This is a genomic window from Streptomyces sp. JLBT605 (assembly GCF_058215555.1).
This window is the reverse complement of the sequence record NZ_CM177087.1, coordinates 5963106-5987833: the sequence shown is the minus strand read 5'-3', so window position 1 is coordinate 5987833 and position 24728 is coordinate 5963106. Positions and strand designations below refer to the sequence as shown.

The 24728-nt window shown below is 71.5% G+C and carries 23 protein-coding genes; 14 read left to right on the top strand and 9 right to left on the bottom strand.

Features of this window, described 5'->3' with window-relative positions:
- Positions 1-194: 194 nt before the first annotated feature.
- The 4 genes from AC4BDD_RS26270 to AC4BDD_RS26255 are packed head-to-tail and all read left to right on the top strand — an operon-like array spanning position 195 to position 5678.
- Complete coding sequence (locus tag AC4BDD_RS26270; RefSeq protein ID WP_490687925.1) at positions 195-1952, top strand: glycoside hydrolase family 13 protein; 1758 nt, start codon at positions 195-197, stop codon at positions 1950-1952.
- A 51-nt stretch (positions 1953-2003) separates the two neighbouring features.
- Positions 2004-3347 (top strand): ABC transporter substrate-binding protein, encoded by a 1344-nt coding sequence (locus AC4BDD_RS26265; protein ID WP_490687924.1) that lies wholly within the window; start codon positions 2004-2006, stop codon positions 3345-3347.
- A gap of 19 nt (positions 3348-3366) precedes the next feature.
- Positions 3367-4791 carry an ABC transporter permease gene (locus AC4BDD_RS26260; protein WP_490687923.1) on the top strand — a complete coding sequence of 475 codons (1425 nt, stop codon included), beginning with the start codon at positions 3367-3369 and terminating at the stop codon, positions 4789-4791.
- Positions 4788-5678 (top strand): carbohydrate ABC transporter permease, encoded by an 891-nt coding sequence (locus AC4BDD_RS26255; protein WP_490687922.1) that lies wholly within the window; start codon positions 4788-4790, stop codon positions 5676-5678. The genes AC4BDD_RS26260 and AC4BDD_RS26255 overlap by 4 nt, the downstream gene beginning before the upstream one ends.
- Before the next feature lie 79 nt (positions 5679-5757).
- Here AC4BDD_RS26255 and AC4BDD_RS26250 read toward each other — a convergent pair whose 3' ends face one another.
- Positions 5758-6315 (bottom strand): DinB family protein, encoded by a 558-nt coding sequence (locus tag AC4BDD_RS26250; protein WP_490687921.1) that lies wholly within the window; start codon positions 6313-6315, stop codon positions 5758-5760.
- A 169-nt stretch (positions 6316-6484) separates the two neighbouring features.
- Between AC4BDD_RS26250 and AC4BDD_RS26245 the strand changes: the two genes are divergently transcribed.
- Positions 6485-7696, top strand: a complete 1212-nt coding sequence (locus AC4BDD_RS26245) for a PucR-like N-terminal domain-containing protein (protein ID WP_490687920.1) — start codon at positions 6485-6487, stop codon at positions 7694-7696.
- Positions 7697-7705: 9 nt separating this feature from the next.
- Here AC4BDD_RS26245 and AC4BDD_RS26240 read toward each other — a convergent pair whose 3' ends face one another.
- A complete protein-coding gene (locus tag AC4BDD_RS26240; RefSeq protein WP_490687919.1) occupies positions 7706-7939 on the bottom strand; it encodes a TetR/AcrR family transcriptional regulator C-terminal domain-containing protein in 234 nt (77 codons plus the stop codon).
- A gap of 111 nt (positions 7940-8050) precedes the next feature.
- Between AC4BDD_RS26240 and AC4BDD_RS26235 the strand changes: the two genes are divergently transcribed.
- Positions 8051-9271, top strand: a complete 1221-nt coding sequence (locus AC4BDD_RS26235; RefSeq protein ID WP_490691942.1) for an RNA-guided endonuclease InsQ/TnpB family protein — start codon at positions 8051-8053, stop codon at positions 9269-9271.
- 25 nt (positions 9272-9296) lie between these two features.
- On the opposite strand, the gene AC4BDD_RS26230 is transcribed toward AC4BDD_RS26235, so the two are convergent.
- The 3 genes from AC4BDD_RS26230 to AC4BDD_RS26220 form a co-directional block, all read right to left on the bottom strand.
- Positions 9297-9548 (bottom strand): hypothetical protein, encoded by a 252-nt coding sequence (locus AC4BDD_RS26230; RefSeq protein WP_490687918.1) that lies wholly within the window; start codon positions 9546-9548, stop codon positions 9297-9299.
- Positions 9549-9827: 279 nt separating this feature from the next.
- A complete protein-coding gene (locus AC4BDD_RS26225) occupies positions 9828-11909 on the bottom strand; it encodes a protein kinase domain-containing protein (RefSeq protein WP_490687917.1) in 2082 nt (693 codons plus the stop codon).
- Positions 11910-12076: 167 nt separating this feature from the next.
- A complete protein-coding gene (locus AC4BDD_RS26220; protein ID WP_490687916.1) occupies positions 12077-12943 on the bottom strand; it encodes a DUF8017 domain-containing protein in 867 nt (288 codons plus the stop codon).
- A 202-nt stretch (positions 12944-13145) separates the two neighbouring features.
- Between AC4BDD_RS26220 and AC4BDD_RS26215 the strand changes: the two genes are divergently transcribed.
- Positions 13146-13811 carry a hypothetical protein gene (locus AC4BDD_RS26215; protein WP_490687915.1) on the top strand — a complete coding sequence of 222 codons (666 nt, stop codon included), beginning with the start codon at positions 13146-13148 and terminating at the stop codon, positions 13809-13811.
- Between the two features lie 55 nt (positions 13812-13866).
- Here AC4BDD_RS26215 and AC4BDD_RS26210 read toward each other — a convergent pair whose 3' ends face one another.
- The 3 genes from AC4BDD_RS26210 to AC4BDD_RS26200 all read right to left on the bottom strand — a co-directional run bounded on the left by AC4BDD_RS26210 (position 13867) and on the right by AC4BDD_RS26200 (position 18496).
- Positions 13867-14466, bottom strand: a complete 600-nt coding sequence (locus AC4BDD_RS26210; protein ID WP_490687914.1) for a hypothetical protein — start codon at positions 14464-14466, stop codon at positions 13867-13869.
- Positions 14467-14619: 153 nt separating this feature from the next.
- Positions 14620-16644, bottom strand: a complete 2025-nt coding sequence (locus tag AC4BDD_RS26205) for an RICIN domain-containing protein (RefSeq protein ID WP_490687913.1) — start codon at positions 16642-16644, stop codon at positions 14620-14622.
- Between the two features lie 160 nt (positions 16645-16804).
- Entirely contained in the window at positions 16805-18496 is a 1692-nt protein-coding gene (locus AC4BDD_RS26200) for a sigma-70 family RNA polymerase sigma factor (RefSeq protein ID WP_490687912.1), read from the bottom strand.
- Positions 18497-18967: 471 nt separating this feature from the next.
- Here AC4BDD_RS26200 and AC4BDD_RS26195 point away from each other — a divergent pair, with 471 nt between their 5' ends.
- From AC4BDD_RS26195 to AC4BDD_RS26175, 5 genes are all read left to right on the top strand, one after another.
- Positions 18968-19354: a hypothetical protein gene (locus AC4BDD_RS26195; protein ID WP_490687911.1), complete on the top strand. Its 387-nt coding sequence runs from the start codon at positions 18968-18970 to the stop codon at positions 19352-19354.
- A complete protein-coding gene (locus AC4BDD_RS26190) occupies positions 19351-20133 on the top strand; it encodes a transcriptional regulator (RefSeq protein WP_490687910.1) in 783 nt (260 codons plus the stop codon). The genes AC4BDD_RS26195 and AC4BDD_RS26190 overlap by 4 nt, the downstream gene beginning before the upstream one ends.
- A gap of 37 nt (positions 20134-20170) precedes the next feature.
- Positions 20171-20620 (top strand): roadblock/LC7 domain-containing protein, encoded by a 450-nt coding sequence (locus tag AC4BDD_RS26185; RefSeq protein ID WP_490687909.1) that lies wholly within the window; start codon positions 20171-20173, stop codon positions 20618-20620.
- Positions 20621-20672: 52 nt separating this feature from the next.
- Entirely contained in the window at positions 20673-21044 is a 372-nt protein-coding gene (locus AC4BDD_RS26180) for a hypothetical protein (RefSeq protein WP_490687908.1), read from the top strand.
- 92 nt (positions 21045-21136) lie between these two features.
- Positions 21137-22078 (top strand): NAD-dependent epimerase/dehydratase family protein, encoded by a 942-nt coding sequence (locus AC4BDD_RS26175; protein WP_490687907.1) that lies wholly within the window; start codon positions 21137-21139, stop codon positions 22076-22078.
- 9 nt (positions 22079-22087) lie between these two features.
- Here the strand turns inward: AC4BDD_RS26175 and AC4BDD_RS26170 are convergent, their stop codons facing one another.
- On the bottom strand, positions 22088-22876 hold the full coding sequence (locus AC4BDD_RS26170; RefSeq protein ID WP_490691941.1) for a GntR family transcriptional regulator: 789 nt from the start codon (positions 22874-22876) through the stop codon (positions 22088-22090).
- Positions 22877-23194: 318 nt separating this feature from the next.
- Here AC4BDD_RS26170 and AC4BDD_RS26165 point away from each other — a divergent pair, with 318 nt between their 5' ends.
- Entirely contained in the window at positions 23195-24358 is a 1164-nt protein-coding gene (locus tag AC4BDD_RS26165; RefSeq protein WP_490691940.1) for an ABC transporter substrate-binding protein, read from the top strand.
- 129 nt (positions 24359-24487) lie between these two features.
- Positions 24488-24703 carry a hypothetical protein gene (locus AC4BDD_RS26160; RefSeq protein ID WP_490687906.1) on the top strand — a complete coding sequence of 72 codons (216 nt, stop codon included), beginning with the start codon at positions 24488-24490 and terminating at the stop codon, positions 24701-24703.
- Positions 24704-24728 lie beyond the last annotated feature (25 nt).

Sequence of the window (24728 nt, the reverse complement as noted above, 5' to 3'; positions counted from 1 at the left end):
CCACCTCTCGCTAGTTACCTGTTAAGTAGCCAAGCGCCTTTCGGCGCCCTGCCAATCCTCCTTTAAACCGGACAAATGGGTTCGGTTTTTGTCAGTTTCGTTGACACCCAAATGACACGGCTACTTAACATGCATGCATAACAGCGACCGGGCGTGTCCTCCGTGACGCGCCATGCAAGAACGGTTCACCGCAGATGCTCACAGCGACGATTGGGAACGGCGCCCCGGCCGACCCCGCGTCTGACGCCTCCGCCGCGCGGCACTCCTCCGCCTCCACCGCCCAGCGATGGTGGCGGGACGCGGTCATCTACCAGGTCTACGTCCGCAGCTTCCTCGACAGCACCGGTGACGGAATCGGCGACCTGGCCGGCGTCCGCACCGGACTGCCGTATCTGAAGAAGCTCGGGGTGGACGGCATCTGGCTCAGCCCCTTCTACCCCTCCCCGCAGCATGACCACGGCTACGACGTCGCCGACTACTGCGGCGTGGACCCGGTCTACGGCGACCTCGCCGAGTTCGACGGCCTGGTGGCCGACGCCCACCGGCTGGGCCTGAAGGTGCTCCTCGACATCGTCCCCAACCACTGCTCCAGCGAGCACCCCTGGTTCCGGGCGGCGCTGGCGGACCGCCCGGGCGGGCCGGCCCGCTCGCTCTTCCACTTCGCCGACGGCCGCGGCCCGGGCGGGACGCTGCCGCCCAACAACTGGCGGGCCATGTTCGGCGGCCCCGCCTGGTCCCGGGTCACCGAGCCGGACGGCACGCCCGGCCAGTGGTACCTGCACATGTTCACCCCCGAGCAGCCCGACCTGAACTGGCGTGACCCGGCCGTGGGCCGCCACTTCGAGCAGGTGCTGCGCTTCTGGCTGGACCGTGGCGTCGACGGCTTCCGCATCGACGTGGCGGCGGGCCTGTACAAGCACCCCGAACTGCCCGACTCCCCCGACCCCGAGGCGGACGAGCGGACCCGGGACTCGGTCAACCCGCTGGCCTGGAACCAGCCGGAGGTGCACCAGGTGTGGCGCGAGTGGCGGGCGCTGTGCGAGGAGTACACCGCGCGGGACGGCCGGGACCGGCTGCTGGTCGGCGAGGTCTCCGTCCGCACCCCCGCCGAGCAGGCCGCCTACGTCCGCCCGGACGAGCTGCACCAGGCGTTCTTCTTCCACCTGCTGACCGCCCGCTGGGACGTCGACACCTTCCGCACGGTCATCTCCGAGGCGCTGGAGGACATCGCGGGCACCGGCTCCACCGTCACCTGGGTGCTCAACAACCACGACCAGGTCAGGACCGTCACCCGCTACGCGACCGAGCCCAGTGGCAAGGCCGGGGGCACTCTCCCTGGCTTCGCCGGGGGCACCCCCACCCAGACGGAGTCTGGGGGAGGCCTCGGCCCGGCGCGGGCCCGCGCGGCGGCGCTGCTGATGCTGGCCCTGCCCGGTGCCGCCTACGTCTACCAGGGCGAGGAGCTGGGCCTGCCCGAGGTGCTGGACCTGCCCGACGAGGTCCTCACCGACCCGATCTTCCACCGCACCGGCAGCCGGCAGCACATACGGGACGGCTGCCGGGTCCCGCTGCCGTGGTCCGGGCACGCCTCGCCGTTCGGCTTCAGCACCGCCACCGAGGGGGTGCGGCCGTGGTTGCCGCAGCCCGAGTGGTTCGCCGAGCACGCCAGCGACCGCGCGCTGGCCGACACCCGCTCCTTCTGGCACCTGTACCGCGAGGGTCTGCAACTGCGCCGCAGCCTGCCCCAGCTCGGCGAGGGCACCCTCCGCTGGCTCGCCTCGCCGCCGCAGGTGCTGGCCTTCGTCCGCGGCGACGGCCTGGTCTGCGCGATCAACTTCGGCACCGAGCCGGTCCCCGCCCCCGTACCCGGCATCCCCCTGCTGGCCAGCGGCGACTGCCGCGCCGGCACCCTCCCCGGCTCCACCGCCGCCTGGTGGATGACCGGTTCCTAGCCGGTGTCCGTCCCACCCCGCACCCCCAACGCCCGATCGAAGGGAACCGACATGAGACACCTCACGGCACCACGCACACGACGTATACGTACCGCCGCGGCCTGCACCGCCGCGCTCGGCCTCGCCCTGACCGCGACCGCGTGCGGCGGCGACAGCGGCGGCTCCGGCAGCGGCGACCAGAAGCTCAAGGGCGAGTCGGTGACCGTCGCCGGAGTGTGGACCGGCGTGGAGCAGAAGAACTTCAAGAAGGTGCTGGACGCCTTCTCGGAGAAGACCGGCGCCAAGACCACCTTCGTCTCCACCGGCGACAACGTCTCCACCGTCATCGGCAGCAAGATCGAGGGCGGCAACGCCCCGGACGTGGTGATGGTGCCGCAGGTCGGCGTCCTGCGGCAGTTCGCCGAGAACAAGTGGCTGGAGCCGCTGTCGAAGGAGATCGCCTCCAGCGCCGGGATCAACTTCGCCCCGGTGTGGAAGGAGTACGGCACGGTCGACGGCACCTACTACGGCCTGTACTTCAAGGCGTCCCACAAGTCGACGGTCTGGTACAGCCCGGAAGCCTTCGAACAGGCCGGCGTCAAGCCCGTCAAGACCTACAAGGACCTGCTCAAGACGGGGCGGACCCTCTCCGACTCGGGCGTCCCGGCCTTCTCGGTCGCCGGTGAGGCCGGCTGGCCGCTCACCGACTGGTTCGAGAACATCTACCTCTCCCAGGCCGGCCCGGAGAACTACGACAAGCTGGCCGCCCACAAGATCCCCTGGACCCACCCCACCGTGGTGAAGGCGCTCACCACACTCGGCGAGCTGTTCGGGGACAAGGACCTGGTCGCCGGGGGCGGGAAGGGCGCGCTGCGCACCGACTTCCCCGAGTCCGTCGAGCAGGTCTTCGGCCCCGAGCCCGCGGCCGGCATGGTCTACGAAGGCGACTTCGTCGGCGGGCTGGTCACCGACCAGCTGGACAAGAAGGTCGGCCAGGACGCCAAGTTCTTCCCCTTCCCCTCGGTCGACGGCGGCCCGGCCCCGGTGGTCAGCGGCGGTGACGCCGCCGTGGTACTCAAGGCCGGCAAGAACCGGAAGGCCGCCATGGAGCTGGTGAAGTTCCTCGCCTCCCCCGAGGCGGCCGGGATCTGGGCCGAGTCCGGTGGGTTCATCTCCCCCAACTCCCAGCTGAACCTCTCCCGTTACGGGGACGACACCACCCGGCAGACGGCCAAGTCGCTGACCGAGGCGGGGGACTCGGTGCGCTTCGACATGTCCGACCAGGCCCCGGCCGCGTTCGGCGGCACCCAGGGCGCGGGCGAGTGGAAGCTCCTCCAGGACTTCCTGCGCGACCCGTCCGACCCGAAGGCCACGGCCCGCGCGCTGGAAGCCGCGGCGGTCAAGGCCTACCGATAGTTAAGGACTGCGCGCCCCGATGACTGTGACCACCCCCCAGGTGCCGCCCGCGAAGGCGGGCGGCACCCCGCCCGACGCCACCGGCGCCGACCGCCGTCCAGGCGGGCGACGCTCCCCCGATCCCCGGCGGCGCGCCGCCGGCCGGCGCAGGCTCATCGCCGCGCTGTTCCTGCTGCCCGCGCTGCTCCTGCTCGGCGCCCTGGTCGCGTACCCGATCGTCTTCTCGGTCGGGCGCAGCCTCTTCGACGCCTCGGGAGAGAAGTTCGTCGGCACCGACAACTACGCGGAGATCTTCCGCGACCCGGCGACGCTCAAGGCCATCCGCAACAGCGCCATCTGGGTGGTGTTCGCCCCGGCGCTGCTCACCGGACTGGGGCTGATCCTCGCCGTGCTGACCGAGAAGGTGCGCTGGAAGACCGCCTTCAAACTGCTGATGTTCATGCCGATGGCGATCTCCTTCCTCGCCGCGGGGATCATCTTCCGCCTCGCCTACGAGCAGGACCCGGAGCGCGGGGTGCTCAACGCGGTGGCGGTCGGCATCCACGACAGCTTCCAGGAGACCTCCGCCTACCCCACCGCCAAGGCCCGTTTCGGCGACAGGCTGCTGGACAAGGGGGACGGCGGCTCGTACCGCACGGCGCATCCCAGCCGCCTCACCGGCACGGCCGGGCAGACGGTCAACCTCGGCCTGGTCGGTGTGCCGGCCAAGGAGCTGCCCGCCGAGGCGAAGCCGGCGGCCGGGGCCGCGGCGGCCCCGGCCGCCGCCGGGGAGTTGCGCGGCGCGGTCTACCTCGACTTCACCCTCGGCGGGGGCGGCAAGCCGGGCCGCGTCGATCCCACCGAGCGGGGCCTGCCGAAGATGGCGGTGGAGGCGGTCGACGCCGGCGGGAAGGTCGTGGGGAAGGCCACGACCGGAGCGGACGGCGGCTACCGGTTCACCGGTCTGGAGCCGGGGTCGTACACCGTGCGGCTTCCCGGGCAGAACTTCGCGCCGCCGTACGAGGGGATCTCCTGGCTCGGCCCCGCCCTGATCACCCCGGTCATCATCGGCGCGTACATGTGGATCTGGACCGGTTTCGCCATGGTCCTCATCGGCGCCGGGCTCTCCGCGATGCCACGGGATGTGCTGGAGGCCGCCCGGATGGACGGTGCCAGCGAGTGGCAGATCTTCCGGAAGATCACCGTCCCGCTCCTCGGGCCGGTCCTCGGCGTGGTCTTCGTGACCATGGTGATCAACGTGATGAAGGTCTTCGACCTCGTCTACATCATCGCCCCCGGCCCGGTGCAGCAGGACGCCAACGTCCTGGCCATGCAGATGTGGCTGGTCTCCTTCGGCGGCGGCAACAACCAGGGACTGGGCAGCGCACTCGGCGTACTGCTGCTGCTCCTGGTGATCCCCGCGATGGTCCTCAACATCCGACGCTTCCGCAGGAGTCAGTCATGACGCCGACGCCGACCGCATCCCGCCCGTCCGCCGCCCCCGGGCGGCCGGCCGCCCGGCTGACCAAGCGGCTCAGCGGCGGGCTGGTCCAGATCTTCCTGCTGGTCATCGGGGTGGTCTGGGTCACCCCCGTCGCCGGGCTCTTCTTCTCCTCGCTGCGCACCGAGGAGGAGAACGCGACCAGCGGCTGGTGGACCGCGCTCACCTCGCCCGGGAAGCTCTCCATCGACAACTACACCGAGCTGCTGAAGAACTCCGGCATCACGCAGGCGTTCTGGAACACCCTGCTGATCTCGGTGCCGACCACGGTCGCGGTGGTGGTGATCGCCGCCCTGGCCGGATACGCCTTCGCCTGGCTGGAGTTCCCCGGCCGGGACTGGGTCTTCCTGCTGGTGGTCGCGCTGCTGGTGGTGCCGATCCAGATCGGCCTGCTGCCGGTGGCCAAGATGTTCGGCGCGCTGGGCCTGTTCGGCACCATCCCCGGTGTGGTGCTCTTCCATGTCGCCTACGGCCTGCCGTTCGCCATCTTCCTGCTGCGCAACTACTTCGCGGAGATCCCCAGGGAGATGCTGGAGGCCGCCCGGATGGACGGCGGCGGGGAGTGGCGGATCTTCTCCCAGCTGGTGCTGCCGCTGGGGCGGCCCGCCATCGCGAGCCTGGCGATCTTCCAGTTCCTGTGGGTGTGGAACGACATGCTGGTCGCGCTGATCTTCGCGGACAGCGAGTCGCAGCCGCTGACCGTGGCCCTGCAGTCGGAGATGCGGCAGTTCGGCAGCAACATCGGAGTGCTGGCGCCCGGCGCCTTCCTCTCCCTCGTCGTGCCGCTCATCGTGTTCTTCGCCTTCCAGCGGCACTTCGTCCAGGGCGTGATGGCCGGGTCGGTGAAGTGAGCCGGCTCCGCGCCGCACCCCGCCGACCGGGGGATGTCCCCGGTCGGCGGGGTGCGGCGGGACGGCGTCGAGCGCCTGGTCATCCCATGCTCTTGGCGCCGTCCAGGGCCTCGCGGATGATGTCGGCGTGGCCGGCGTGCTGCGCGGTCTCGGCGAGGATGTGCATCAGCACCCGGCGGGCGGACCACCGCGCGCCCGGCTCGAACCACGGGGCCTTCGGCAGCGGGTGGCCGGCGTCCAGGTCGGGGAGGACGGCGACCAGCTTGTCGGTACGGCGTGCCACCGCGTCGTACTCGGCCAGCACGCCGGCCAGCGTCTCACCCGGCAGCATGCGGAAGTCGTCTTTGCGTCGGGCCCAGTCGGCCTCGGTCATCTCGGTGAAGTCACCCATCGCCGAGGGGCCGTTCTCGATGAAGTCGACCCAGTTCCGCTCGGCCGCCGTGACGTGCTTGATCAGACCGCCCAGGCACAGTTCGCTCACGGTGGTCCGCAGGCCGGCCTGCTCGTCGGTGATGTCCCGGGTGGTCAGGCGCAGGAACTGCCGGTGCTTGGCCAGCATCGCCAGCAGGTCGGCGCGCTCGCCGGTGGCCGCGGGCGCCTCGGCAAGGTTGCCGGTGGTCAGCTCGTTGGCAGTCATCTCTCCGCCTTCCGTTGTTACTTCTCCGTCGGACAAGGAACACAGTAGAGGTCATAGCGGTCAGATTTTGACCTAAATCGCAAGTCACTGACACAACGGCGAGACATGGAAGCTACCGCCGCGTAACGTCGGATCAACACTGGCGTCGTCCCGAGACGGAGTCACTGCGATGGCGTCACCGGTCGAGACGTTCACCCGTCAGCCCTGGCACGAACTCCCCCCGGAACTGGGCGCGTTGATCCGTCCCCGGATCGAGGGGATCGTCGCCGAGATGGTCCAGGCGATCCGCGAGGAGGTCCCCGCGTACCGCCGCCCGCTCGACTCCGCCATCGGCCGCGACCTCAACGAGGCGATACGCCGGGCGCTGCGGCAGTTCGCGGAGCTGGCCGAGCACCCCGACAGCCCGCAGGCGCACCACATCCGCCACTTCCGGGAGCTGGGCCGCATCGAGTTCCTCAACGGCCGTACGACGGACGGACTCCAGGCCGCCTTCCGGGTCGGCGCCCGGGTGGGCAGCCGGCGGTACGCCGAGATCGCCCGGGAGGCGTCGCTCCCGCCCGAGGTGGTCGTCCCCCTGCACGAAGCGGTGCTGATCCACATCAACGCCCTGTCCAACGAGGCGGTGAAGGGCTTCCGCGCGGCGCAGCTGCGTTTGGAGGGCGAGGCGAAGCGCGCCCGCCGGGCCCTGGCGGAGCGGCTCCTGGAACAGCCCCGAGGCCAGGAGCGCCCGCCGCTGGAGCCGCTGGCCGAGCGTGCCCGGTGGCCGCTGCCGCGCACGGTGGTGTGCGTGGTGGTCCGGTCGGCCGGCCGGTTCTCGGTTCCGGGCGCGGACACCGAACTGCTCACCGTCATCCGCGGGAACGACGCGGTACTGGTCGTCCCCGACCCGGAGACGAGCGGAGTGCTCGACCGGGTGCGGAGCGCCGCCCGGGGCCGCCGCACCGTGGTCGGCCCGGCCGTCGCCGCGCACGAGGCCTGGCTCTCCCTGCAATGCGCCCTCCTCGCCCTCGACCACCATGCGAAGCCGCCGACGGGGGTCGCGCCCGGCGAGGGCTTGTTCCTTCGCGTCGACGAGGAACTGGCCGACCTCCATCTGCTCCGGGGCGCGCCCATCGGCAAGCTGCTCGGCCGGCGGGTGCTGGGTGCCTTCGCGGACATGCCGCGCGGCAAGGCCGTCCGGCTCGCCGAGACCCTGGACGCCCTGCTGATGTCCTGGGGCCGCACCGCGCCCGAGGTGGCCCAGGCCCTGGGCATTCATCCGCAGACGGCCCGGAAGCGCCTGCGCCAGCTCGACGCGCTCTTCGGCGACCGGCTCACCGATCCCCGCTTCCGGTTCGAAGCCCTGCTGGCCTTGCGCACGCACGCGCTGCTGCGACGGTGAACCGCCGGCTCAGGCAGTCGCGAGCAAGGTGGTGGCCAGGCCGTCGAGCATCGAGGTGAGCCCGAGCTCGAAGACCTCGTCCAGACGCAGTCGGTAGTCGCTGTCGCCGAAGGAGCCGATCACCCTGCTGAACGTGGGGTACGCGCCGGAGGCGACCAGGGCGGCGAAGGCGGCGGCCTGGGAGTCCATCGGGATTTCCGGGCAGGGATGGCGGAACGCCGCCAGGGCCGGTTCCGCGTCCACCACGAACGATGGTGCTGCAGACCACAAGACCACAGGGAGTGGACTGTCAGACCGACCCGTTAGCGTCTTGAACGACACGACAGCAGCGAACCGGAAAGGTAGGTGGGCCAGTTGATACGGGCATACAAGTTCCTGCTCAGGCCCACGGCCCGCCAGGAGCAGGCCCTCGGCAAGATGCTGCGGGATCACTGCTCCCTCTACAATGGGGCCTTGCAGGAACGCCGCGACGCCTACCGGCACAGTTCGAAGACGGGCATCAAGTACGGGGACCAGTCCGCGCAGCTCAAGGAGATCCGGGCGTTCGACCCGGAACGTCAGGGGCGTTGGTCGTTCTCCAGCCAGCAGGCGACGTTGCGCCGGTTGGACAAGGCGTTCCAAGACTTCTTCCGTCGCGTGAGGGCGGGGCTCACGCCCGGCTACCCGCGCTTCAAGGGTGTCGGCCACTTCGACACCGTCACGTTCCCGAAGGACGGGGACGGCTGCCGCTGGGACTCCACCCCGCACGATCGGCAGACCCGTGTTCGCCTGCAAGGCGTCGGGCACGTGCGTGTGCACCAGCACCGGCCGGTGCGCGGCCGGGTCAAGACGATCTCGGTGAAGCGGGAAGGACGCCGCTGGTACGTGGCGCTGTCCTGCGACGAGGTACCGGCCGAGCCGCTTCCCACAACGGGCAGCGTCGTGGGTATCGACATGGGCACGGTGCACTTCTTCACCGACTCCAACGGGGAGCACACCCTGAACCCGCGCTTCCTGGCGACGATGGCCGACGAGCTGACCGCCGCCCAACAGCACCTTGCGACGTTCCCGAAGCGCACGAAGCGCCGGACGAAGAAGCATCGGGCGGCGGCTCGGAAGGTCGTCAAGCTGCACGCCAAGATCCGGCGTCAGCGTCTCGACCACCACCACAAGCAGGCTCTCGCCCTGGTCCGCGAGCACGACGTGATTGGGCACGAGAAGCTGAACACGGCGGGCATGATCAGAAGCCCGCAACCGAAGCCCGACCCTGAGCGGGACGGCGCGTTCCTTCCGAACGGAGCCGCTGCCAAGGCCGGGCTCAACAAGAGTATCCTCGACGCGGGTTGGGGACTGTTCCTGGGAATCCTGGCGCAGAAGGCTGAGAGTGCCGCTCGCCGCGTGGTCCCGGTGGACGCCCGCAACACCTCCCGCACGTGCCCACCCGCCGCAGGCGGCTGCGGGCACGTCGCGAAGGAGAACCGCGTCACCCAAGCAAAGTTCGAGTGCGTCAAATGCGGCCTGGTGGAGAACGCCGACCGCGTAGGCGCGCTGAACGTCCTGCACAGGGCCGGGCTGGCCCTCTGCGCGGAGGCTTAGCCACCGACGCAGGAAGCCCCCTCGTTTACGGGCGGGGTGGAGTCACCCACTGGTCCTCGGAGAGCCCCGTGGGGCTCGCGGCCTGCACCCCCCGCTCCAGGTGGACCGCGGTTCCCTGGATGTGAGCGCACATCAGGACGTTGAGCATGGTCGCCGGATCGAGTCCGTGGCCGTCCGGGGCGCTGAGCATCCACTTCGAGTAGGCGATCAGGTGCGGCAGGGCGAGCGGGCGAGTCAGCGGTCCGATGTGCGGGAGCCATGGGTGTGCGCGGTGCACCGCCCAGAGGGAACGGGCCCCCAGCTCCAGGCGGCTCCGCCAGTCGGCGCCGGAGTCCGCGGGGTAGGCAGCCTGGCGCTGGTGGGCGGGTACATACTCGCCGACGAGCTCGGCAGGCGGGGGACGGCGACCACACCGCCGCCTTCGCCCGCTACGAGGCGCGCATGCGGCCGTTCGTCGAGCTGAATCAGGCACTTGCGGAGGAGAACACCGGCGGCATGCCCTCGGACGAGTCGATGGAGCGGGCGAAGAACGGTGTCTCGCTCGACCGGTGACGCCCTAGCTGCCCCCGTTGACGATCGCCCGCCGCACCGCGCCCGCCTCGACGTGCCACTTCTTGAGGATCCTCGTGTATTCGCCGCTGCCGATGAGGCGGTCGAGGGCTTCGCGCACGGCGTCGCGCAAGCCCGTATCGGCCTTGGCGACCGCGATGCCGTTGGGGAGGGGGTCGACCTGTTCGCCGGTGAGTTCGAGGGCGTCGCCGCCTGAGTGGGTGGCGGCCGCGTGGGCGGCGACCGGGAAGTCATCCAGGCAGGCCGAGGACCGGCCGTTGGCTACATCGTCACAGGCCTCGGCCGCTGATCCGAACAGCCGGAGCTTCACCTTCCTGGGACCTTTCCGGCTCAGCTCTTCCAGGTAATCCTGTCCGAGCGTGCCGCGCCGGGCGGCGACCGTTCTGCCGGACAGATCCCCGAGCTTGCCGATGCCCTCCGGATTGCCCTTGCGGACGACGAGCGAGAGGCCGGCCCGGAAGTAGTCGATCATGTCGACGCCGCTGCCCGTCTTGTTCCCCGTCTCCAGATCGATTCCCTCCTGACGGCTCTTGGTGTCCGTCATCGCCGACATGACCAGGTCGTAGAGGCCCGCGTTCAGGCCGGGGAGGAGGGCGTCGAAGGTGGTGCTCTGGAACCGGAAGCGCACCCCCAGTTCGCGACCGAGGGCGTCGGCGAGGTCGACGTCCACACCGGTGGGCTTACCGTCCTCGCGGAACTCCATGGGCGGGTAGGCGATGTCCGAGCCGACGGTGATGACGCCCCTGTCGCGTATCTCCTGCGGCAGTCGGCGGGAGGGCGCCCCGGGGGCCGAGGGGTTCTGGCTGGGCCTGGGACTGCCGGACGGCTTGGGGACGCCGCCGGGCTCGGCCCCGGTGTCACCGCCCCCGGCGCTCTCGCTGCCGCCCCCGCCGTCCGGCAGCAGCGCCCAGACCAGCGCTCCGCCCCCTGCTACGCCCCCGACGACAGACAGCGCGGCGAGCGCCCGGCGCCGACTCAGCCCCGGCGGGGCGGACCGCCCAGGGCCGTGCGCCAGTTGGACCGGGGTGAGGTCGTCCGGCCCCGGGGGCGGGGCGGGGCTGTACGGGGTCTGCGGTGGGGCGGTGTTGCCGGGCTCCTGCGGCGGCGTGGCGGGGGCGGATGCGTGGGATCGCTGCGGCGGGGTGGCGAGGGCGGGGCGGTAGGTGGCCTGCGGCGCGTCCGGGGACCTGGGGTCGCCGAGCCGCGCGGACAGGCGGCGGAGCTGTGCGGCGACCGGCTCCGGCAGCCATGCGCCGTACGGGCCGGGTGCGCCCACCCGCGCCATGAGGGCGGGCAGAGCGGGCCGCCGCCCCGGCTCCTTCGCCAGGCAGGCCGCCGCCAACTCCCGCAAGCCTGAAGGGAGTTCGTCGAGCCGCGGCTCCTCGTGCACGGTGCGGTACATGAGGACCTGCGGGTCGGCGCTCCCGAACGGGCCGCCGCCGGTCGCCGCGAAGACGACCACCCCGCCGAGCGCGAACACATCCGCCGCGCCCGTGACCTCCGGGCCCCTCATGACGAGCTGCTCGGGCGCCATGAACCCGGGGGTGCCGAGCGCGGTGCCGGTCGTCGTCAGGGCGGTGTCCGCCGCGGAGTGGGCGATGCCGAAGTCGATGACGCGCGGGCCCTCGGCGGTGAGCAGGATGTTCGAGGGCTTGAGGTCGCGGTGGACCAGGCCGTGCGCGTGCACCGCCGTCAGGGCTTGCAGCAGGCCCGCCGTCAGCAGCCGCACCGCGGGCTCGGGCAGCGGACCGCCGTCACGCACGGCGTCGGTCAGCGAGACGCCGGGCACGTAGTCGGTCGCCATCCAGGGCACGTCGTCGTGCGGCGCGGCGTCGACCACCGGCGCCACGAACGCCCCGCCCACCTGCTGGGCGGCGGCCACCTCACGGGCGAAACGCGTCCTGAAGCCCCGGTCGTCGGCGAGTTCGGAGCGCGCGGTCTTCACCGCCACCGTCCGCCCGTCCGCGCCGCGGCCGAGGTAGACCCGGCCCATGCCGCCGCCCCCGAGCAGCCCGATGATCCGGAACGGACCGATCTGCCGCGGATCGTCCTTCGCCAGCGGTCGCACCGATGCTCCCCCCGTACCAGCAGTGGTGTACGGCAGTATTCCGCACCCGCCCCGGCGACGCCGCCGGCCCGGGTTCGGGGCACCGCGAGCGGCCCCGGCCCCGAACCCGCCGCCTGTCGGGCGTCGGGCGCGGGGCCGGGGATGCGGCGGCTACGGTGACCTACGGGTCAGCTGTCCGTCGAGCGGACGGTGCTCATGATCTTCTTGATTTCGGCGGCGGTCAGCGCGTTCGGAACGCCCTGGTCCGCGTAGATCACCCAGCCGTGCATGGTGCCGTCGGGGAGCTTCTGAGCGATGCTGTGCACGACGGCCGTCGCCGGGACGCAGGGGCTCGGGCGGTAGGTGACGTTGACCTTGGCGGTCGCGGTGTAGCCGTCGATGCCGTTCTGCTTCCAGGGCTTGGCCTCGCTGACCTGGATCTTGGGCTTGTGGTCCGCGCCACCGAACGCGGCGAATCCCCAGTTGCCCGCCCAGTTGCGGGCGTTCTCCTGGAGCGTGCCGTCGGTGCCGCCGCCGGTGGTGCCCACCGTGGCGAGCTGTCCCTTGCCGGCCTCACCCAGCGGGGGGTTGACGCTGGAGGCGCAGCCACCCTCGCGGTAGTTGGAGACGCCGGTCATCACCACGATCGGCTTGCCGCTCTTGTCCGTGTAGGACAGGGAGACGTCCTGGTCAAAGACCTTCCACTTCTCGGCCTTGGTGGGCACGTCGTAGCGGAAGTGGTGCTCCTGCCGGGTCTGCGTCTGCCAGCCGGCGACCAGCGGCTGGTCGCCCGCGGGGCCCGACGGGGCGGAGGAGCCGGCCGCGTCCGGGGTAGCGGGCTGGGAGGAGCCGGCCGACGGCGCCTTCGACCCCGCGGGGGTGCCCTCGGAGCCGGTCGCGTCGGTGTCCTCGTTGCATCCGCTCACCGCGGCGAGGGCCAGGGCCACGCCGACGGCCGCGAACAGGGTCTTCTTCTTCCGGCGGGAGGGGGCCGGGGCGGACTGCTGGTCGTGCTGGTGGTGAAGGTCTTGCTGGGCATTCTTTGACCGAGACATGACCCACACTCTATGCAGAGCGTTTCCCGGCCCATTCGACAGGCCCCCGCGCTGCCGCAGATCTCCGGCCTGCGACGGAAATGTCCCGGACCTGTGACAGAGGGCAGGCCGCCGATGTGCGCATGTATCCCTCGTTGGTACCTTCCCTCCGTCCAAGGGGACATGGCCGAAAATGGCCGTCTTGAGTGGGGGGAACAACCACATGCATGCGAAGCGGTTCAGATACGTCGTCGGTCTTCTGGCGCCTCTCGCGCTGGCGGCGGTGACGACGGGATGCGCGAAGGACGACGACGCCGCGGGGAAGCCGGGCGCCGCCAAGCAGGGCAAGAGCGCCTCGTCCACCGCGGCACCCACGGTCTCCGGTGGTCCGGCGGGCTCGGGGAACACCGGCGGAACGGGTGGTACCGGCGGGACGGGTGGTGCGAAACCAGCCACGAAGCCTGCGGGCAAGCCGGCCGAGAAGCCGGCCGCCCCCAAGGCGCCCGCGCCGAAGAAGTCCGACTGCGCGGACAAGCCGCCGACCCCGGATGAGGTGGACCCGGACGAGTTCGCCCTCTACCGCACCGAAGAGATCGACGACCCCACGCACCTGAACCTGATCATCCAGCACGGCACCTGGGGCTGCCCCGACGGGGACACGGACGGGGCCCCGTTCGTCACCACCGGCGAGGAGGCCCGGTGGGCGATTGACCAGGCCGCGTACGTATCCGCCACCAACCCCATCACGGACAGCGCCGAGAACCAGCGCATCGGAGTCCAGGAGCTGGTCGACTGGGTGGCGGCACACCCCGATTCCGGCCTCGTCTTCAAGTACGAGACGGGCGACGACGGAGCGATCCACCGGCTCGACCAGGTCTACACGCCCTAGCGATCCCCCGCGCCGCCATCCGTCTCGAGCGCCGTGCTGATCGAGCGACGTGCTGTCACCGTCGGGCGCGGCGGCGGGCGACCAGGAAGGCGGCCCCGCCGCCCAGCACGACGGCGGCAGCCGCGCCCACCCAGACGGGCGCGGAGGACGAGTCGTCGGAGGTGTCGTCGCCGTCGGCCTTCCGGGTTGACGCCTTGGGCGTCGCCTCGCCGGCCGGCCGGTCCTTCGGCGGGTCCGCGGGCGCGCTGGGCGCGCCGGTGGGCTTCTTGCCGGCGGCGGGCACGTCCACCGTGGCCTGGCCGTGGCCCAGGTCGGGGAAGCCGCAGTCCACGGTCACCTTCCAGCGGCCGGGGGGCAGTGCCTGGCTGGTGGTGTAGGTGGCCTCGGCGCCGTCGACCGGGACGAGCTTCCACGGGCCGAGGGAGCGCCCGTTCACATCGACGGCGGACAGCGTTCCCGCGATCGATTCGGTCACCGGGTCCTTGTCGTTCTCCCAGGTGGCGACGGTGCGCACATGGCCGTCGGCGGGCTGCGAGGTGACGATGTCGAACGCGATGGTGTCGCCGTGCGCGACGGCCGACGGGGCCCCGCCGACGACGAGCAGTGCGGCGAGCGCGGCGGCCGGGGCGATGCGGAGGGAACGAGGGTGTCGCACGGGTGCTCCTGGCGCTGGAGGGCGATGGGGGGTGAGTGGAGAAGAAGCCGGGGGTGGTGAGGGACGGCGGTGAGCCGGCGGCTGCTGGGGGGTGGGCAGCAGCCGCCGGCTGGTCACCTGGCCGTCAGCGGTCGGAAGACCGCCGCGGGCCGGTCAGGAGGAGCGCTGAAGCGTCCACTTCTGGTAGCCCTCGTTGTTGGGCTTCTGCAGTTCGAGCAGCCAGCCGCCGTAGTACCAGCGCTTGCTGACGCCCAGGACGAGCGAGGAGCCCTGCGGCTGGAGCATGTACGAGCCGTCTCCGGCGCTCTTCGGCCGCCACTTCTGGGACGCGGCGCCGCTGCACGGCTGCTGCGCGACGTAGCCGCCCGCGGCGTCGGAGGAGAACTGCAGGCACTTGCCGGACACCGCGGAGGTGACGCTGAGAGCGCCGTCGCCGGCGTCTTTGAAGGTCCACTGCTGGTTGGCGTAGCCGTGGCGCTGGTAGGCGATGGCGACCGTGCCGTTCTGCGTGGAGCCGCCCCAGATGTCGGCGGCCTGCCCGGTGAGGGAGTTGACCATCACGTACTTCGTCCCCGGCCGGGTGGGCGTGTCACCGTCGGCGGCGAGGGTGCGGAAGGTGCTGACGGGGCCCGGCTGCGAGGCCTTGCCGCCGGCGTCCCGGGTGGCGATGGCGATCTTGTACGAGGTGTCGGGGGTCAGCCGGACGACGCGGATCGCGGTGCCGTCGACCTTGGCGAGTTCGCTGCCGTTGAGGAAGACGGTGTAGCCCGCGGCGGAGGGGACCTTGGTCCAGCTCACCACGGCGGAGTTGGCGGTGATCTGGGTGACCTTGGCGGCGGGGCCGGTGCTCGGGTCGGGCGTGGAGGTCGACGTCGGGGTCGGGGTCGGGGTGGGCGTCGGGTCAGGCTCGGTGCTGCCGCCGCCGGCTATCAGGAAGCGGTTGTTGGCTATGTTCCAGTGGGTGTCCAGGTAGCTGCCGCGCTTGGGTGCGGTGTTGTAGTAGTCGTCGTGGCGGCAGTCGAGCCGGTCGTCATTGGAGCGGTCGGGGCAGATGGTCTTCATCTGGGGGTAGTTCGGCGAGTCCGAGTAGCACATGATGTCCCACTCGTCCACGCAGTGGCCGCCACCGCTGGTGTTCGGGGCGCTGTTGTTGACCGCGCCGAGGTTGTGGCCCAGTTCGTGGGCGGGGGTCGAGCCGCCCCAGCAGCCCGAGTCGGTGCGGCCGTAGGAGGGGCCGAAGTTGCTGAGGTTCTCCTGGCCGGGGCGCTCGTCACCCATGAAGGAGCCGATGCCGCAGTAGACGTTGGTGTCCGCGAAGATCATGTACTTGCGGTCTTTGCGGTTGAAGCCCTTGGCGGCCAGCGCGTTGTTGGTCGCACCGAACTCGCTCAGGGAGCCGCCGGAGACCTCGACGTCCAGGACGTTGGCGGTGCAGTCGGAGTCGGTGACGAACCGGATGTGGCGGCTGCCGCCGGTCTCCTTGGCGCTCTCGTTGTAGATGACGTCCGACTCGGCCGCCCACTTCTTGAACGAGGCCACGTAATTCGCGAACCGGCTGTTGCCGGGGCCGTGCACATAGAGCACCTGGACGCGGTTGCCCGAGGAGCCGTCGCCCTCGCAGACCACCTTGGAGCCGGCGTCGGCCTTGGCGCCGGTGGCCGAGCCGGAAGCGGCCGCGGCGGGCCGGTCCGCCTCACCGGTACGCGCGTCGAGCGCGGGTATGCCGGCCGGCAGCACGTCGGAGGCGGCCGGGGTGGTGCTGGTGCCGCCCTTCAGCGTCGGGCGCGGGGCGGCCTGCCGCACCGCGGGCGGGGTGTCCTTGGCGATGTCGACGCCCTTGGGCGGGGCGTCCGGGCCGTGCGTGCACAGCTTCGCCTTGGAGACGACGTAGACGCCCACGCAGGGGTCGCCCTCGGGGGCCGGCTTGAGCCCCTCGTAGACCATGCCGCGCCGCTCGTTGCTCTGCGGGACCTCGGTGAGCGGCTCCGGCGGCGTCTCGTGGAGCGGTTCCACACCGGGCGTCGGCCGGCCCGCGGCGCTGGGCCGGTCGTTGGTGTCGGCCGAACCGATGGTGACCAGGCCGACGGCGAGACCGGCGGCGGCCGCGGTCGCGGCGGTCACCAGCGCCAGACGGCGTTTGGCCTTGCTGCGCCGGTGGGTGGTGCGTCTTGTTTCCATGGGTGGGAATCCCGTCTGTACTCGTGTGGGGATGGGAGTGGAGGGGATGGCTGAGGGGGTGCCGGTGGCGCGGGCGCCGGGCACTGGAAGGGGCGTGGGGGGCAGGGCGCGGCCGCCCGGTGGTGTGGAGAGGGGGGTGGCGGGCGGGCGCGCCGGCGTGTCAGCGGGTGGCGAAGACCTGGGTCCACAGCGGGCTGCCGGAGTCGTCGTTGATGCCGACTCCGATCTCGGTCACGTCGCAGTCGAGGATGTTCTGCCGGTGTCCGGGGCTGTCCATCCAGGAGTCCATGACGGTCTGCGCGCTCTGCTGGCCGGCGGCGATGTTCTCGCCGTAGGTCTGCCAGGGGTATCCGGCGGCGGTGATCCGCTCGCCGGGTCCGGCGCCGTCCGGCGCGGTGTGGTCGAAGTAGTGGCGTGCCGCCATGTCGTCCGAGTGCCGCTGTGCCGCGGTGGTCAGCTGGTCGTTGGGGCGGACCGGCGCGCACCCCGCCCTCGCCCGCTCCGCGTTGACCAGGGCCGTCACCTGCTGCACCACCGGCGTCCGGGGCTCCGCGGATCGGGTCGCCCGCGGGGTCGGGGTCGGCGTGGGGCGGGCCGAGGGAGTGGCCGGGGCGGTCTTCGTGGGGCGCGGGGAGGGGGACGCCGTGTGGGGTGCCTTGGTGACCGGGCGCCGGGTGGGCTTGTCGGCGCGGCTGGCCGGTTCGGCGGTCTCCCGCTGGGGGCTGGACGGGGTCGCGGAGGGGAGCCGCTCTTCGAGCGGTTCGGCGCGCGCGGCGCCGCTCTCCACACGCTCGACCTTGTTCCCGGGCAGGTTGTTGAGGAGGAAGGCGGCTCCTCCGACGGCCATGACGAGCGCCGCGGCGCCGGCGACCTTGCTCCCGGTGCACGGGCGGCGGTGCGCCCGGTGCCGGCCGGCGCGCGGCAGGGAGAGGTCGGCCGTGGAGGGGAGAGGGGGATGCGCGGGCGGGGCGCCGACGACCGTGGTCGCGGTGTCGGGGGCCGGGGGCGGGGCGTCGGCGCCCATGGGCGAGGCGTACGCCGCGGGATCCATGCCGGGTGCCGCGGCCTCGCTCGCCCGCCACCGCAGCAGCGCTCCGGCGACCGGGACGAGCCCCAGCGCGACCAGCAGTCCCTCGGCCGGGACCAGCGCGGACCAGTGGCCGGCGCAGTCGGCACAGCCCCGGGCGTGCCGGGCGATCCGCTTGCGCCACAGCGCCGAGGGCGCCCCGTCCCAGTGGCTGACCAGTTGCTCCAGGTCGCCGCAGCGGGGCGTGGTGCCGAGGGCGCGGACCACGACGCGGGCGGTCTCCAGCTGCTCCTTGGTGCGCTGCACCCGTACGGCGGCGTGCTGCGGGGAGAGTTCGAGGGCGGTGGCGACCTCGGCGCGGGTGAGTTCGCCGGCGGCCTCCAGCCACCACAGCGAGAGCACGTGCCGCTGGTCGTCATCGAGCCAGCGCGTCGCCTCGGCGACCTCCTTGCGCTGGCCTTCCAGCCCCAGCCGCACGATCGTCGCATCTGCGAAGTCGGGCTCGGGTGCCGCGACTTCGTGGACCTCGCAGAGGCCGCCGATCGGCGCGTCCCGGCGCTCCTGCTGCCAGTGGCTGCGTATCTGGTTCATCGTGATCGACACCAGCCAGGAGCGGAAGCAGGCCGGGTCGCGCAGCCCGTCGAGTCCGTTGAGTGCCCGGATCATCGTCTCCTGCACCACGTCGTCGACGTCCGCGTGGCCCTTCAGGGCACGGCCGACGATGTTGTAGACCAACGGCAGGCACACGGCGACGAGTTGGTCCTGCGCGCCGGTGTCACCGGTCCGCGCGGCTTCGACGAGCCCCGCCCCGACCTCACTGTTCACGCTTCGCGCTCCTCTTCCTGTGCCCAACTCGGCTGACGTCCGATACCTGGGAGACCCGAGGGCGATCATCAGATAACAAGAATTTGCTGAGGAGAAGCCGTGGAGATCCTCGGGATGTGACGGAGGCAGGAAACGGCACCGCGGACCGAGCCCCGGCCCGCTCCGCCGGGGCAGCGAGAAAGCACAGCTCAGGACGGGTATGCGGAACCCCCGCTTCGACCCGAACCACTGAGCGAAACACCCAACCGGCGTGATCTAAAACACAGTTTACGAAGCCGGCCTTCCCGCCCCCGTCTGACTCCGGGCCGAGTGCGGCCATCACCGGTTGTCCAGAGCCGAGTTCAAGACAGTTCTCGGCATGTTCCTTTGGAACTTGCCAAAACCCGCCCCGCACGGCGAGCACCATGCGTAACGTCTCCGTCACCGAGATGCCGTCCGCATCAGCGCGTCGTGCGGAGAGGGGAGTTACGCGTGCCTGGGATCGACGAGTGCCTGCTCGAGGCGATGGCGGTGCCGGGTGCGCGCGGCGCGGCCGTCATCGACTGGGTCAGCGGGCTGGCGCTCGGCACCGCCGGCGAGTCCCCCGGAGGCGATGGCGAGGCCGGCGCGGTGGAGACCGCGGAGTTCGCCCGGATGGCCGCCGAGCACACCGCCTTCGCCCCGGCCGAGGCGGACAAGGGGCTCCCCGTCCAGGACGTGATCGTCACCACCCGCGACGGCTTCCACCTGCTCTGCTTCGTCGAGACCTGCTTCGACAGCAGCGTCTTCCTCCATCTGTGGATCGATCGGGACACCGGCAATCTCGCCCTCGCCCGGCTCCGGCTGCAGAACCTCGCCGAGCGCCTGGTGCTCACGTGACGAGCCGGATATCCGCGCTGCTCGCCCGGTTGACCGCCGAGCGCGCCACGGGTGCGCTGCTGCGGGACACCGGCACCCTCTACCTCGCCGACGGCGCGGTCGTGCACGCCGAGAGCCCCGCCGCGCCCGGCCTGGACGCGCTGCTCACCCGGGGCGGACGGCTCCCCACCGAAAGGTGGCAGGAGGCCGTCGACCGGGCGGGCGCGCGGCGGCGGGTGGCCCGGTACCTGGTCGAGGAGCGCCTGGTGTCCGACGGCGAGTTGGAGATATGCCACCTCGGCGCGCTCTTCGACGCCGCCTACTTCACCCTGGCCCCGGACGGCGGGCCGGCCCGGTTCCGCTACGGCGCCGCGCACTGGCTCGGCCCCGTACGACCGGTGCCGGTCCCGGCCGTGGAGCGGGAGACCCGGCGCCGCCGCGAGCTGCTGCGCCGCCTCTGGCCGCGGCCGGAGATCGACACCGCACCGGTGGTCGCCGTCCCGGCCGCCGGCGGCCCGGCCGCCACGTCCGGCGGTCCCGCCGTGACCTGCCGCCAGCGGGCCGTGCTGGCAGCGGCGGACGGCCGGCGCACCGCCACCGGCATCGCGTGGCTGCTGGGGCGCCCGGCCTTCCACACCCTGCTGGACATACGGCGCCTGGCCGCCGCCGGGCGGGTCCGCACACCGGCCGCCGCCCCGCCCTGCGTTCCCACGCTGCCCGCCTGGGTCGCGGGTATCTCCGCCGACCCGGACGTCGCCCTGTTGCACCGGCTCCGTGACGCTTTGGAGGCTCGACTGTGATGTCCCGGTCTGTCCGCACGGCACCGCCCGCGCTGTCATGAAGCGCGCCTTGAGGCAACGCCTGGAGAGGAGGCAGCTCTTGGCGGCCGAGCCGGAGGTGCTCGATGAACTGCGACGCCTGCGGGTCCGCGTCCCGCATCTCACCGCCTCCCTGGCGGCCACGGTCGACGGCCTCGTGCTGGCCCAGGACATCCCGGCGGCTCAGGCGGCGGCGGTGGAGGCGGAAGGGGCGGCCGCCCTGACCGCGGCCGCTCTGGGCGTCGCCGCGCGACTGACGGACGCCACCGGCCAAGGAGACTTCCGGGAGCTGCTGGTCCGGGGCGAGCAGGGCTATGTCGCCACCTACGCGGCCGGCGCGACGGCCGTCGTCACCGTCACCGCCGGACCCCGGATCAACATCGGCCGCCTGCACCTGGAAGCCCGCCGCGCCGGCGCCCGCATCGGTGAACTGGTCGACGCCGCCCTGCCGCGCCGCGAGCCCGCCTGACCACCGCACCCGCTCTCTCGCACAGCCCCATCCGAAAGGAACCCGACTGATCATGGCCAACACGGACACCGCGCTGAAGGAAGCGATGACCATCGAGGGCGCGCTCGGCGTCGCCCTGGTGGACTACGCGAGCGGGATGGCTCTCGGCACACTCGGAGGCGGCAACGCGCTCGACCTGAACGTCGCCGCGGCCGCCAACACCGACGTGGTGCGCGCCAAGGTACGGGCCATGGAAATGCTCGGCCTGAACGACGAGATCGAGGACATCCTGATCACCCTCGGCCACCAGTACCACCTGATCCGGCTGCTGAAGGGCCGCAACAGCGGCGGGCTGTTCCTCTATCTGGCCCTGGACAAGACGCGGGCGAACCTGGCGATGGCCCGGCACCAGCTGAAGCGCATCGAGGCCGAGCTGGAGGTCTGACCCCGCACCGACCGGCTGGGCGCCCGGCACACCCCCGAGCCGGGCGCCCATGCCTTTTCAGGAGCACACCGCACTCGCGCTAGTGTTCGGGGGTGAGCCTTCATGTCGTCATCGGATTCGGGGCCGCCGGGGCGGCCACCGCTCGACTCCTCGCCCAACAGGGCCATTCGGTACGGGTGGTCACCAGGTCGGGCCGAGCCCCGGAGCCGGGCATCAAGCACATCGCGCTGGACGCCAGGGACAGCACGCGGCTGATCGAGGCCGCCCGGGGAGCGGCCGCGATCCACAGCTGTGCCGCACCGCCCTACCACCGCTGGTCGAGTCAGTGGCCGCCGCTGGCCTCGTCGCTCTGCGCGGCGGCCGAGGCGACCGGGGCCGTCCTGGTGATGCTGGGCAACCTCTACGGCTACGGCCCGGTGGACGGCCCCATGACCGAGGAGCTGCCGGCGGCGGCGACCGGCCCCAAGGGGCGGGTGCGCGCCGCCGTGTGGGAGCGGGCCCGGGAATCGCACGAGCAGGGCCGTATCAAGGCGGTCGAGGTGCGCGCCTCGGACTTCTTCGGGCCCGGCGTGACCGACGGCGGGCACCTGGCCGCGCGGGTGATGCCACGTCTGCTGCGCGGCAAGCCGGTCTCCACGCTCGGGGACCCGGACGCCCCGCACAGCTGGAGCTATCTCCCCGATGTGGCCAGGGCCCTGGTCGAGGTCGCGGGCGAGGAGCGAGCCTGGGGGCGTGCCTGGCACGTGCCCACCGGGCCGGCGCTGTCCACCCGGGAGATGGTCGACCGCCTGGCCGCCGAGTCGGGGGCGGGTCCGGTCGCGGTGCGCGGACTCTCACCGGCCGTACTGGGCGTCGCCTCGGTCTTCTCCCCGCTGATCCGCGAACTGAAGGAGATCCGCTACCAGTTCGACCGACCGTTCGTCGTTGACTCGAGCGCCTACGAAGCCGCGTTCGCGGTACGGGCCACCCCGGTCGATGAGCAGGTCAAAGCAACGGTGGAGTGGTGGCGGGAGCGAGTGGCGACCACCGGCTGAGGCCGGCCGTCACGGATTTTGGCCCGCGCGGGCAGGGGATCCGTCCGGCGCGGCGATGCCCGGGCCGGCCTGCCGGGCAAGGGGGTTGGAGCCGATGGAGTTCAGGACGCTGAAGCTGACCGCGTCCGAGCGGTAGCGGTCGTCGGACCATTCGACCGGGCGGCCGGTGCGCGTGGTGGTGACCCGGCGGACCCGGAGCAGGGGGCTGCTGCGGCGGACGCCGAGGAGTTCGGCGTCGCGGGTTCCGGCCGCCACGGCGTCGATGAGGTGCTCGCCGTAGCTGAACACCAGACCGGTGCTGTCGTAGAGCCGCTGGGTGACCGACTCGCACTCCGACTCGATGCGCTCGACGTCGGAGGCGATCCAGTCCGCGTAGACGGTGCGTTCCAGCAGGACGCGTTCCCCGTCCAGGCTGCGGACCCGCAGCACCTGGAGGACTTCGGCGCCGTCCGCCAGGTGCAGACGGGCGGCGTCCTCACCGGTCGCCGGGCGGCGCCGGCTTGCGATCACCAGGCCGGTGGCGGTGCGCCCCATGGACCGCGCCCACTGGGCGAAACTGCACAATTCGGCGAAACTCTGACCGCGACGGCTGGCCAGAACGACCCGGCGGGCTCCTTGGCGGGAGCCGATCAGCCCCTGGGAGGCCAGAGCGGCGACAGCCTGCCGCACCGTGCCCCGCGAGACGCCGTACTCGGCTGCGAGCTGGGACTCCGACGGGAGGAGGTCGCCGACGGCGTACTCCTCGGCGTCGATGGCCCGTCTCAGCGCGTCGGCGATCTCCTCATGGCGCGCCCCCACCGGCTCCCCCTTCCGTTGCGACACTGACTCGACACTGGCCCGACACATGGTCGTTGTGTCCGTATTCCACCGTTTCACCGCGTCGCGGATCAGCCTAACCGAGCCACACCGCCACCCGCCCGCCACGGGTGTCCATCGCATCGCACTGCGTGAGCAGTGAAGCGGAACGGCTTGATCGACTTCTCGCCGGAATTGAATCGTCCTCTCGTGTTCACCTCCCGTACACCAATACCGTGCGTACTGAGCGCGACTTGTTCAGACAAGTTGCTCGGCACGCAGACGGCCGCTCGCATCGGCTCATATCGAGGAGACATCGTGATCACGTTCCGGAACAGGTGGCCGGCCCTTCCCAAGGCAGTCGCGCTGACCTGCGGCCTCGCCGTCTCCGCGCTCACCCTGAGCGCATGCGGCTCAGGCGACGATTCCGGCGCGTCCGACGGAAAGAACGCGGCGACCGCGACCTCGGCCGAGGACATGGGCGGCATGGGCGACCTCGTCGCCGCGGCCCAGAAGGAGGGCACGCTGAACGCGATCGCCCTGCCGCGCGACTGGGCCAACTACGGGGCGCTGATCGACGGCTTCACCGACAGGTACGGAATCCCGGTGAAGGTGGCGAACCCCAACGGCTCCAGCCAGGACGAGATCAGCGCCATGACCTCCCACAAGGGGACGGACAAGGCGCCGGACGTGGTGGACCTCGGCACCTCCTTCGCGATCAGCGCCGCCGAGCGGGGCATGCTCGCGCCGTACCAGGTCGCCGGCTTCGACGACATCCCCGAGGCCCAGAAGGACCCCAAGGCCCGCTGGTACAACGACTACGGCGGCTACATCTCCATCGGCTGCGACGCCGAGCGGGTCAAGAACTGCCCGAAGACCTTCTCGGAGCTGCTCAATTCGGACTACCAGGGGAAGGTCGCCCTCAACGGCGACCCGACCAAGGCCGGTTCCGCCTTCGCCGCCGTCTACGCGGCCGCCCTGGCCCACAACGGCTCCTTCGACAACATCCAGCCGGGCCTGGACTTCTTCGCCGAGCTGAAGAGGAAGGGCAAGTTCGCCTCGATCCAGGCCACCCCCGCCACCATCGCGGCGGGCGAGACGCCGATCACCATCGACTGGGACTACCTCAACGCCGGCTATGCCGACGCGCTCAAGAGCAAGGGCGTGGACTGGCAGGTCGCGGTCCCGGAGGACGGCATGTTCGCCCAGTACTACTCGCAGGCGATCAACAAGGACGCGCCGCACCCCGCCGCGGCCCGGCTGTGGCAGGAGTACGTCTACAGCGCCGAGGGGCAGAACAGCTACCTCTACGGCTACGCCCGTCCGGCGCTGATGGTCGCCATGGCCAAGGACGGCACCCTGGACACGAAGGCCGCGGCCAAGCTGCCGCCGGTGATCGGCGTCCCGTCCTTCCCCACCGAGGCCCAGCAGTCCCGGGCGAAGAAGGCCCTGGCCGGCGGCTGGAACGCGGTCGTCTCCGGCTGATGTCGCCGGTGGGCTCCGCCGTCCCGGGCCGGGCGGCGGAGCCCACACGCGCGATTCACCCGTGCGGCGTTCACCCGATCGGCCACACTCAGGGCGACAACGGTCACCGGTCCATGCATCAATACCCCCATGATCACAAAAAAGGTTAATCGCACCAAGAAGACCGTTTCGCGAGCATTCGCGATCAGCACTCTCCTGGGCATCGCCCTCGCGGCAGGGTCGGCGACGGCCGCGTCCGCGAGCCCCGTCGCCCACCCCACCGTCAAGACCGCGGCCGCCCAGCCGACCGGTGGCCACGACCACGGCGGCGGCCAGACCTGCATCATCGTCCTGCTCTGCAATTGACGCACAACCCACCACGTCAGGCGAG

What these genes read in the sequence shown, in the direction of transcription:
- AC4BDD_RS26265 (WP_490687924.1), top strand. Translation starts at nt 2,004, where the DNA reads ATGAGACACCTCACGGCACCACGCACACGACGTATACGTACCGCCGCG.
- AC4BDD_RS26205 (WP_490687913.1), bottom strand. Translation starts at nt 16,644, where the DNA reads ATGGAAACAAGACGCACCACCCACCGGCGCAGCAAGGCCAAACGCCGT.
- AC4BDD_RS26270 (WP_490687925.1), top strand. Translation starts at nt 195, where the DNA reads ATGCTCACAGCGACGATTGGGAACGGCGCCCCGGCCGACCCCGCGTCT.
- AC4BDD_RS26260 (WP_490687923.1), top strand. Translation starts at nt 3,367, where the DNA reads ATGACTGTGACCACCCCCCAGGTGCCGCCCGCGAAGGCGGGCGGCACC.
- AC4BDD_RS26180 (WP_490687908.1), top strand. Translation starts at nt 20,673, where the DNA reads ATGGCCAACACGGACACCGCGCTGAAGGAAGCGATGACCATCGAGGGC.
- AC4BDD_RS26255 (WP_490687922.1), top strand. Translation starts at nt 4,788, where the DNA reads ATGACGCCGACGCCGACCGCATCCCGCCCGTCCGCCGCCCCCGGGCGG.
- AC4BDD_RS26185 (WP_490687909.1), top strand. Translation starts at nt 20,171, where the DNA reads ATGAAGCGCGCCTTGAGGCAACGCCTGGAGAGGAGGCAGCTCTTGGCG.
- AC4BDD_RS26245 (WP_490687920.1), top strand. Translation starts at nt 6,485, where the DNA reads ATGGCGTCACCGGTCGAGACGTTCACCCGTCAGCCCTGGCACGAACTC.
- AC4BDD_RS26215 (WP_490687915.1), top strand. Translation starts at nt 13,146, where the DNA reads ATGCATGCGAAGCGGTTCAGATACGTCGTCGGTCTTCTGGCGCCTCTC.
- AC4BDD_RS26160 (WP_490687906.1), top strand. Translation starts at nt 24,488, where the DNA reads ATGATCACAAAAAAGGTTAATCGCACCAAGAAGACCGTTTCGCGAGCA.
- AC4BDD_RS26250 (WP_490687921.1), bottom strand. Translation starts at nt 6,315, where the DNA reads ATGACTGCCAACGAGCTGACCACCGGCAACCTTGCCGAGGCGCCCGCG.
- AC4BDD_RS26220 (WP_490687916.1), bottom strand. Translation starts at nt 12,943, where the DNA reads ATGTCTCGGTCAAAGAATGCCCAGCAAGACCTTCACCACCAGCACGAC.